Origin of the sequence: Streptomyces populi (genome assembly GCF_002911015.1) — a bacterium.
GTDB lineage: Bacteria > Actinomycetota > Actinomycetes > Streptomycetales > Streptomycetaceae > Streptomyces > Streptomyces populi.
Genome location: NZ_KZ627040.1, coordinates 1 through 8,671, shown reverse-complemented (window position 1 = coordinate 8,671; position 8,671 = coordinate 1). Strand labels below are relative to the sequence as shown.

9 protein-coding genes are annotated in these 8,671 nt (G+C 71.7%); 2 read left to right on the top strand and 7 right to left on the bottom strand.

Annotated elements, in window-relative coordinates:
* A partial coding sequence (gene era, locus CW362_RS41865) for a GTPase Era (RefSeq protein ID WP_103554824.1) occupies positions 1-910 on the top strand: 910 nt, incomplete at its 5' end.
* 105 nt (positions 911-1,015) lie between these two features.
* Here the strand turns inward: era and CW362_RS41860 are convergent.
* Positions 1,016-1,369: a cytidine/deoxycytidylate deaminase family protein gene (locus CW362_RS41860; protein WP_103554822.1), complete on the bottom strand. Its 354-nt coding sequence runs from the start codon at positions 1,367-1,369 to the stop codon at positions 1,016-1,018.
* Positions 1,370-1,412: 43 nt separating this feature from the next.
* Positions 1,413-2,234 carry a helix-turn-helix transcriptional regulator gene (locus tag CW362_RS41855; protein ID WP_103554823.1) on the bottom strand — a complete coding sequence of 274 codons (822 nt, stop codon included), beginning with the start codon at positions 2,232-2,234 and terminating at the stop codon, positions 1,413-1,415.
* A 141-nt stretch (positions 2,235-2,375) separates the two neighbouring features.
* Here CW362_RS41855 and CW362_RS41850 point away from each other — a divergent pair, with 141 nt between their 5' ends.
* Positions 2,376-3,908: an MFS transporter gene (locus tag CW362_RS41850; protein WP_103554821.1), complete on the top strand. Its 1,533-nt coding sequence runs from the start codon at positions 2,376-2,378 to the stop codon at positions 3,906-3,908.
* A 23-nt stretch (positions 3,909-3,931) separates the two neighbouring features.
* Here the strand turns inward: CW362_RS41850 and CW362_RS41845 are convergent, their stop codons facing one another.
* The 5 genes from CW362_RS41845 to CW362_RS41825 all read right to left on the bottom strand — a co-directional run bounded on the left by CW362_RS41845 (position 3,932) and on the right by CW362_RS41825 (position 8,403).
* Complete coding sequence (locus CW362_RS41845) at positions 3,932-4,291, bottom strand: MmcQ/YjbR family DNA-binding protein (protein ID WP_103554820.1); 360 nt, start codon at positions 4,289-4,291, stop codon at positions 3,932-3,934.
* A complete protein-coding gene (locus CW362_RS41840) occupies positions 4,288-5,592 on the bottom strand; it encodes a hemolysin family protein (RefSeq protein ID WP_103554819.1) in 1,305 nt (434 codons plus the stop codon). The genes CW362_RS41845 and CW362_RS41840 overlap by 4 nt, the downstream gene beginning before the upstream one ends.
* Entirely contained in the window at positions 5,589-6,086 is a 498-nt protein-coding gene (ybeY, locus tag CW362_RS41835; protein ID WP_103554818.1) for an rRNA maturation RNase YbeY, read from the bottom strand. The genes CW362_RS41840 and ybeY overlap by 4 nt, the downstream gene beginning before the upstream one ends.
* Positions 6,087-6,098: 12 nt before the next feature.
* Positions 6,099-7,157: a PhoH family protein gene (locus CW362_RS41830; protein ID WP_103554817.1), complete on the bottom strand. Its 1,059-nt coding sequence runs from the start codon at positions 7,155-7,157 to the stop codon at positions 6,099-6,101.
* A gap of 142 nt (positions 7,158-7,299) precedes the next feature.
* A complete protein-coding gene (locus CW362_RS41825; RefSeq protein ID WP_103554816.1) occupies positions 7,300-8,403 on the bottom strand; it encodes a carbohydrate kinase family protein in 1,104 nt (367 codons plus the stop codon).
* Positions 8,404-8,671 lie beyond the last annotated feature (268 nt).

Genomic DNA, 8,671 nt, shown 5'->3' with positions numbered 1-8,671 from the left:
CCACCGCGCCGGCTTCGCCTGTTTCGTGGGCCGCCCCAACGCGGGCAAGTCCACCCTCACGAACGCTCTGGTCGGCCAGAAGGTCGCGATCACCGCGAACCAGCCGCAGACCACGCGGCACACCGTGCGCGGCATCGTGCACCGGCCCGACGCGCAGCTGATCCTCGTCGACACCCCCGGCCTGCACAAACCGCGCACGCTGCTGGGCGAGCGGCTCAACGACATCGTCCGCACCACCTGGGCCGAGGTCGACGTGATCGGCTTCTGCCTGCCCGCGAACGAGAAGCTCGGTCCCGGTGACCGTTTCATCGCGAAGGAACTGGCGTCGATCAAGAAGACGCCGAAGATCGCGATCATCACCAAGACCGACCTCGTCGACAGCAAGACGCTCGCCGAACAGCTCATCGCGATCGACCAGCTCGGCCGGGAGCTCGGCTTCGAGTGGGCGGAGATCGTCCCGGTGTCGGCGGTCGGGGACAAGCAGGTGGGTCTGCTGGCCGACCTGATCGTCCCGCTGCTGCCGGAGGGGCCCGCCCTCTACCCCGAGGGCGACCTGACGGACGAGCCCGAGCAGGTCATGATCGCGGAGCTGATCCGCGAGGCCGCGCTGGAGGGCGTCCGCGACGAGCTCCCGCACTCCATCGCCGTCGTGGTGGAGGAGATGCTGCCGCGCGAGGACCGTCCCGCGGACAAGCCGCTCCTGGACATCCACGCCTTCGTCTACATCGAGCGCCCCAGCCAGAAGGGCATCATCATCGGCCCCAAGGGCAAGCGCCTGAAGGACGTCGGCATCAAGTCCCGCAAGCAGATCGAGGCCCTGCTGGGCACGCCGGTCTTCCTCGACCTGCACGTGAAGGTCGCCAAGGACTGGCAGCGCGACCCCCGGCAGCTGCGCAAGCTCGGCTTCTGAGGCGGCTCGCGCTTCGAGGACGGCCCGGTGTCCGGGCCGTCCTTTCCTGTCTTCCGGTGCCGGCGTCCTCCGGCGTCGGCGTCCTCGGGTACCGGCGGGGGCTCCTCAGCCCGCGGTCACCGTCACGCGCACGGCGCCGTCGGGCCCGGCCAGCAGCACCGGCGTCCCGGGGCCGCCCAGATCCCGTACGGCCGCGCGGTCCGCGTCGCCGACGGTCTCGGCCTCGGACACCACGGCCGCCGCCTCCAGGGACTTCGCCCCGGACGCCACGGCCATCGCGACGGCCGTCCGCAGGGCGCTCAGCCGCAGGGACTCGAGCTCCACGGTCCCGGCGACGTAGGTGCGTCCCGTCTCGTCGCGTACGGCCGCGCCCTCGGGCACACCGTTGCGGGCCCGCGCGGAACGGGCCAGGGTGACGATCTTGCGGTCCTCGGGGTCGAGCGCGCTGCTGTCGGTCATGACCAGAGCATACGAAGTGCCGGCGCCGTCCTCCGCCGAAGGGTCACCCGGCCACCGGGTACATCGATCCCCGGCGCCCCTCCGGCGAGGCGAGCCACTCCAGCTTCGCGGCCGTGTTCGCCTCCGGCAGCGGCGCGTGCAGCACGATCGTGAGGTCGGGCCGGGCGGGCACCTTCATCGCGGTGGACTCGACGGCGAGCAGTCCCACCAGGGGGTGGTCGAGCTCCTTGCGGATCTGCCCGGCCTCCTCGATGTCCCGCCGGTCCCACAGCTCCGCGAACTCGGGGCTCTCCTCGGTCAGTCGGGCCAGCAGCTCGCGGAACCCCTCGTCGTCCGGCGCGGCGGCGCACGACGCGCGGAACTGGGCCACGACGCTGCGGGCGTTGCGCTCCCAGGTGTGCGAACGGCCCCGGTAGAGGGCGTCGGTGAAGAAGTCGAGGACGCAGTTCTGGGTGATCTCCGGACGCATGCCGAGGACCACCGCGGCGGCGTCGTTGTACATGACGCAGTTGTAGTACGGGTCCATGATGTGCGCCGGGTACGGCATCCACGTGTCGATCAGCCGCCGCAGCCCGTCGCACATGTCCCGGTCCCCCGGGGCGACTTCCGGAGCGGGCGGGTTGAGTCCGGCCAGCGTGTACAGATGGCGCCGCTCGGTGTTGCTGAGCCGCAGCACGCGGGCCACGGAGTCGAGGACCTGCGGCGACACGGAGATGTCCCGTCCCTGTTCCAGCCACTGGTACCAGGAGGCGCCCACACCCGCGAGGACGGCGACCTCCTCGCGGCGCAGCCCCGGTGTGCGGCGGCGGGCGCCACCGTCCGGGAGCCCGGCCTCGGCCGGTGACACCCGCGCCCTGCGGCTCATCAGGAACTCGCGGAGTTCCGGGCGTCGTTGGACCTTCGGCGCCTCCTCCGTCACGTGTCTCCCCCTTCGGTGACTGGTGGTGCGGCCACCAGCATAAGTTCCGGCTCCCCACGGATATTCCGGCCGCCGCAAGCTCTTGCCATGACCACCAAGACGACCGCGCAACCCACGACCCGCACCCCCGGCGACGGCACGCCGGGCATCGATCCGGGCACCACGAACGGCCCCCGGGCCGAGACCTCCTCCGCTTCCCCCGTCCGCTCCGGGGGCGGCCGGCCACCGCGCGCGGACCGGCTGTCCGGGCGCGACGCACTCGTGCTCTTCGTGCTGTGCGCCGCGCAGTTCATGGTCGCGCTGGACTTCTCCGTCCTGAACGTGGCGCTGCCGGTGCTCGGCCGGGACCTCGGCATGAGCCCGTCCGCGCTCCAGTGGGCCGTCACCGCCTTCGCACTGCCCTCCGGCGGCTTCCTGCTCCTCTTCGGCCGCATCGGCGACCTGTTCGGCCGCCGGGGGCTCTTCCTCACCGGACTGACCGTGTTCGGCGCGGCCTCGCTGCTCGCGACCTTCTCCTGGGACCCGGCGTCGTTCCTGGCCGGACGGGCCCTACAGGGGCTCGCCGCGGCGGCGATCGTGCCGACCGGCATGTCGCTGCTGACCACGACCTTCCCGGAGGGTCCCGCGCGTGACCGCGCGCTCGGCATCTCCGGCACGCTCCTGTCGCTCGGCTTCACGACCGGCATGGTGGCGGGCGGCGTCCTGACCGACGTACTGGGCTGGCGTTCGACGATGGGGCTGCTGTCGCTGTTCGCGCTGATCGTGCTGCCGCTCGCCACCGGTCTGCTGCCCGCGTCCCGCCCGCGGCGCACGGACGCGGCGGACCGCCCCGGCCTGGACGTCCCCGGCGCGGTCACCGTCACCGGCGGCCTGCTGTCCCTGATCTACGCGCTGTCCACGGCGGCGGAGCGCGGCTTCGGCGGCGCGGACGTCATCACGACGCTCGCCCTGGGCGTGCTGCTGCTCGGCGCCTTCGTCCTGGTCGAGTCCCGTGCCGACGCCCCGCTCGTCAGCCTGGGGATGCTGCGCCGCCCCACGGTGGCGTGGGGCAACCTGGGCGGCCTGGTCACCTTCTCGATGATGTCGACGGTCATCTTCGTGCTGACCCTCTACCTCCAGGGGACGCTCGGCCTCTCCGCCTTCGAGACGGGCCTGGTCTTCGGTGTGCAGGGCGGGCTGTCCGCCGTCGCCGGGATGTACGCCCCGAAGGTCATCGGCCGCTTCGGCGCCCGGCGCACCCTGGCCGGCTCGCTGGCCGGCCAGGGGATGTTCGTGGCCGGGATGCTGCTGCTGAACGCGCACACCTGGTCGGTCTGGATCGCCACCGCCGGGGTGTCGCTGGCCAGCGTGTGCCACCTGGGCGCGATCGTCTCGTACGGCCTGACCGTCACCTCGGGCGTCCCCGACGAGGAGCAGGGCCTGGCCACCGGTCTGGTGACCTCCACCCAGCAGGTGGGCATCACCGTCGGCATCCCGCTCCTCGGGGTCCTCGCGACCACGTCGGACGACCTGCTGGGCGGCGTCCGCACGGTCCTCGCCCTGGACGCGGCGATCGTGCTCGCGGCGGCGGCGCTGATCGCGGTCGGACTCGGGCGCGGGAGCGCGGCGCGGGAGCGCTGAGGGCGGCGCCCGTCCGCCCCGGTTCAGGGACGGTCGAGGCGCAGCCGCTCGGCCCGCGGCAGACCGGCCACGACGAGATCGTACGAATCCTCGACGAGCTCCCGGACCAGGCGGTCCGGGAGCTCGCCGTCGACGGTCACCGTGTTCCAGTGCCGCTTGTTCATGTGATAGCCGGGGACGATCAGCCCCGGGTGCTGCTCGCGCAGCCGGATCGCGTCGTCCGGGTCGCACTTCAGGTTGACCGTGAGCGGGCGCCCGTCCAGGTTCGTCAGCGCGAAGAGCTTGCCCAGCACCTTGAAGACCGAGGTCTCGGGGTTGAAGGGGAAGTCCTCGACGGTGGCGTTGAAGGACAGGCAGAACGCGCGCAGCTGCTGCGGGGTCACTCCGGCTTCTCCTCCTGCGGGGGGTCCGCCGGGCCGACCGGCTCGACGAGCACCGTGACGATCTTGTTCCGGCGGCCGGCCGCGGCCTCCGCGGTGAGCCGCAGCTCGCGCCCGTCGGGCAGTTTCACGACCGCGGAGGCACCGGCGATGGGCACCCGCCCCAGGGCCTTGGCCAGCAGCCCGCCGACGGTCTCCACGTCCTCGTCGTCGTAGGCCTCGAAGCCGTACAGCTCGCCGAGGTCGGTGATGTCGAGGCGGGCGGTCACCCGGAAGCGGTCGTCGCCGAGCTCCTGGACGGGCGGCAGCTCCCGGTCGTACTCGTCGGTGATCTCGCCGACGATCTCCTCGAGGATGTCCTCGATGGTGACGATGCCGGCCGTGCCGCCGTACTCGTCGATGACGACGGCGACGTGGTTGCGCTCCTGCTGCATCTCGCGCAGCAGGTCGCCGGCGTTCTTGGTGTCGGGCACGAACGCGGCGGGACGCATGGCCGTGGACACCAGCTCGGACTCGGCGTCACGGCTGATGTGCGTCTTGCGGGCCAGGTCCTTGAGGTAGACGATCCCGACGATGTCGTCCTCGTTCTCGCCGGTGACGGGTATGCGCGAGAAGCCCGAGCGCAGCGCCAGGGTGAGGGCCTGCCGGATGGTCTTGTAGCGCTCGATGACCACGAGGTCCGTGCGGGGCACCATGACCTCGCGCACGAGGGTGTCGCCGAGTTCGAAGACGGAGTGCACCATGCGGCGCTCCTCGTCCTCGATGAGCGACTCCTTCTCGGCGAGGTCGACCATCGCCCGCAGTTCCGCCTCGGAGGCGAACGGGCCGCGCCTGAACCCCTTGCCGGGGGTGAGCGCGTTGCCGATGAGGATCAGCAGCGGCGGGATCGGGCCCATGATCCGGGCGAGCGGCAGCAGGACGTACGCCGCCGCCGTCGCGGTGTTCAGCGGGTGCTGGCGGCCGATGGTGCGCGGCGAGACGCCGACCGCGACGTACGAGACGAGCACCATGACGGTGATGGCGACGGCGAGGGCCTGCCAGGTCTTGTCGAACTCCTTCAGGCAGGCGAAGACGACGAGCGCGGCGGCCGCCATCTCGCAGACCACGCGGACCAGCAGCGCCACGTTCAGATAGCGCGTCGGGTCCGCGGTGACCTGGACGAGCCTGGCGCTGCCGCGCCGGCCGGCGCGGACCGCCTCCTCGGCACGGAAGCTGGAGACGCGCGCGAGGCCCGCCTCCGCGCAGGCGGCGAGCCAGGCGACGACGACCAGGACGACGGCACCGACGGCAAGCTGTGGGGTCATGACACGGTCGGGGCCGGAGACGGACCCGTGAGGCCCTTCTCCGCGCGCCAGCCGTCCACGAGGGCGGCCTGCAGACCGAACATCTCGGCCTTCTCGTCGGGCTCCTCGTGGTCGTAGCCGAGCAGGTGCAGCACGCCGTGGACCGTGAGGAGCTGGAGTTCCTCGTCCATGGAGTGCTGCGTCGGGGCGTCCTTGCCCTGGCGCTCGGCGACCTCGGGGCAGAGCACGATGTCGCCGAGCAGCCCCTGCGGCGGCTCGTCGTCGTCCTTCGACGGCGGGCGCAGCTCGTCCATCGGGAAGGACATGACGTCCGTCGGTCCCGGCAGGTCCATCCACTGGATGTGCAGCTGCTCCATGGCCTCGGTGTCGACGACGATCACCGAGAGCTCGGAGAGCGGGTGGATGCGCATGCGTGCGAGCGCGTAGCGGGCGATGTCGAGGATCGCCTGCTCGTCGACCTCGGTTCCGGACTCGTTGTTGACGTCGATCGACATGGCTGTGCTGGTCTACTTCCCTTTGTGGCCCCGGCTCTTGTGCGAGCCGTTCTCGGTGCCGTTCTCGCTGTCGTACTTCTCGTACGCGTCGACGATACGGCCGACCAGCTTGTGCCGGACGACATCCTGGGACGTGAGCCGCGAGAAGTGGACGTCCTCGACGCCCTCCAGGATGTCCTGGACCTGCCGCAGACCCGACTTCGTGCCGCTCGGGAGGTCGACCTGCGTCACGTCACCCGTGATCACGATCTTCGAGTCGAAGCCGAGCCGGGTGAGGAACATCTTCATCTGCTCGGGGCTCGTGTTCTGGGCCTCGTCCAGGATGATGAAGGCGTCGTTGAGCGTCCGGCCGCGCATGTACGCCAGCGGCGCGACCTCGATCGTGCCCGCTGCCATCAGGCGCGGGATCGAGTCGGGGTCGAGCATGTCGTGCAGCGCGTCGTAGAGCGGGCGCAGATAGGGGTCGATCTTCTCGTAGAGCGTGCCGGGCAGGAACCCGAGCCGCTCGCCGGCCTCGACCGCCGGACGGGTCAGGATGATCCTGTTGACCTGCTTGGACTGGAGCGCCTGGACGGCCTTCGCCATGGCGAGGTACGTCTTGCCGGTGCCGGCGGGGCCGATGCCGAACACGACCGTGTGCTTGTCGATGGCGTCGACGTAGCGCTTCTGGTTGAGCGTCTTGGGGCGGATCGTGCGGCCCCGCGAGGACAGGATGTTCTGCGTGAGCACCTCGGCCGGGGTCTCCTGGCCGTCGCCCGTCCCGTTCTCGCTCGCCCTGAGCATGGCGATCGAGCGTTCCACTGCGTCCTCCGTCATGGGCTGCCCCGTGCGGAGCACCAGCATCATCTCGTCGAACAGGCGCTGGACGAGAGCGACTTCACCCGCGTCGCCCACCGCGCTGATCTCGTTGCCCCGGACGTGGATGTCGGCCGCCGGGAAGGCCTTCTCGATCACGCGCAGCAGGGCGTCTCCGGAACCGAGAACGGTCACCATGGGGTGCTTGGCCGGGACGGTGAAGTGCGCGCGCGCCTGCCCCTGGGCGGGGCCGTGAGCTGTGGGTGTCTGAGTCATGGGCCGGCTCTGTAGGCCTGCGTATCCTCCTCGGTCGGCACGCTTGCCACACGGGCAGCCTTGCGTGTCCAGCGTACGTCGCGGCGCTCGCGGACCCGTAGGGCTTTTCTTCCGGTGACGAGGTCGTGACCTGAGGACACGCTCAGACCGAGCGGCCGAATCCGATCGTGGGCACCGCCCGGCGCAGCGGCCAGGGTCGGGTGACCTCGGGGAGCAGGCCCTCCAGGAAGGCGTACCGGCTCAGGGCCGCCGGATCCTGGTCGGCGACCGAGTGGACCCGGCGCCACCAGGCGGCGATCTCCGACCAGCCGGGCGCCGACAGCGATCCGCCGAACTCCTGGACGGAGAGCGCGGCGGTCAGCCCGGCGAAGGCGAGCCGGTCGGCGAGCGGCCAGCCGGCCAGGGTCCCCGTGACGAACCCGGCGACGAAGACGTCCCCGGCCCCCGTGGGATCCAGCGCCTCGACGGCGATCGCGGGGACCTCGGCGCTCTCCCCGGAGCGCCCGTCCACGGCGTAGGCGCCGTCGGAGCCGAGGGTGACGACCGCCAGCGGCACGTGCTCGGCCAGCGCGTGCGCCGCCGCGCGGGGGCAGTCGGCCCCGGTGTAGCGCATGGCCTCCTCGGCGTTCGGCAGGAACGCCTCGCAGTGCGCCAGGTCGGCGAGCCCCGCCAGGTCCCAGCGGCCGGTGTCGTCCCAGCCGACGTCCGCGAAGATCCGGGTGCCCCGGCTCGCGGCCTGCTCGATCCAGGGCGCGCTGACCCCCGGGGTCAGCGAGGCGACGGCGGCACGCGCGTGCGGCGGGCGGTCCGGTGCGGGCTCCTCCAGAGGTGCCTCGTGACCGTGGCTGACCATGGTCCGCTCGCCCTCGTACGCCATCGACACGGTGACCGGCGAGTGCCAGCCGGGCACGGTCCGCGAGGGGGTCAGATCGATGTTCTCGCCCTGCTCCAGGGCGTCCCAGCAGTACTCCCCGTAGTGGTCGTCCCCGAAGGCGGCGGCCAGGGAGGTCCGCAGCCCCAGCCGGGCGAGGGCGGTCGCCATGTTCGCGACGCCGCCGGGGCTCGACCCCATGCCGCGCGCCCAGGACTCGGTGCCGCGCACGGGGGCGGAATCGAGCCCGGTGAAGATGATGTCCAGGAACACCGTGCCGGTCAGGTAGACGTCCCAGGGCGGGTCGTCGGCCGTGCGCAGTCCGGCGAGCGGGTCGACATGGGCCTGGCGGAACGGTCCTTCGCCGTTGATCACGGTGCGCTCCCTGGGATGGTGCGGATCTGGCCAGTGTGCACCACACCGGCCGCACGGGCCGCCGGTCACGCCGTGGCGTCCGCGGGCCGTGGGGTGTGCGGGACACGTCCCGCACACCGGACCGGTCACCACGAAGCGCCCGCAGCCGGGTACGCACGGGAGGGGCCGTGCCGGTACATCACATGCCCGCAGGCCGGACGGATCAGAACCCACCCGCACCTCTCGACCCCGCCGAGATCCGTCCGGATGCGGGCGGATGTACCGGCAC

Coding starts and splice junctions, on each gene's coding strand:
- CW362_RS41850 (WP_103554821.1), top strand. CDS start 2,376: ATGACCACCAAGACGACCGCGCAACCCACGACCCGCACCCCCGGCGAC.
- CW362_RS41830 (WP_103554817.1), bottom strand. CDS start 7,157: ATGACTCAGACACCCACAGCTCACGGCCCCGCCCAGGGGCAGGCGCGC.
- CW362_RS41860 (WP_103554822.1), bottom strand. CDS start 1,369: ATGACCGACAGCAGCGCGCTCGACCCCGAGGACCGCAAGATCGTCACC.
- CW362_RS41840 (WP_103554819.1), bottom strand. CDS start 5,592: ATGACCCCACAGCTTGCCGTCGGTGCCGTCGTCCTGGTCGTCGTCGCC.
- ybeY (WP_103554818.1), bottom strand. CDS start 6,086: ATGTCGATCGACGTCAACAACGAGTCCGGAACCGAGGTCGACGAGCAG.
- CW362_RS41855 (WP_103554823.1), bottom strand. CDS start 2,234: ATGAGCCGCAGGGCGCGGGTGTCACCGGCCGAGGCCGGGCTCCCGGAC.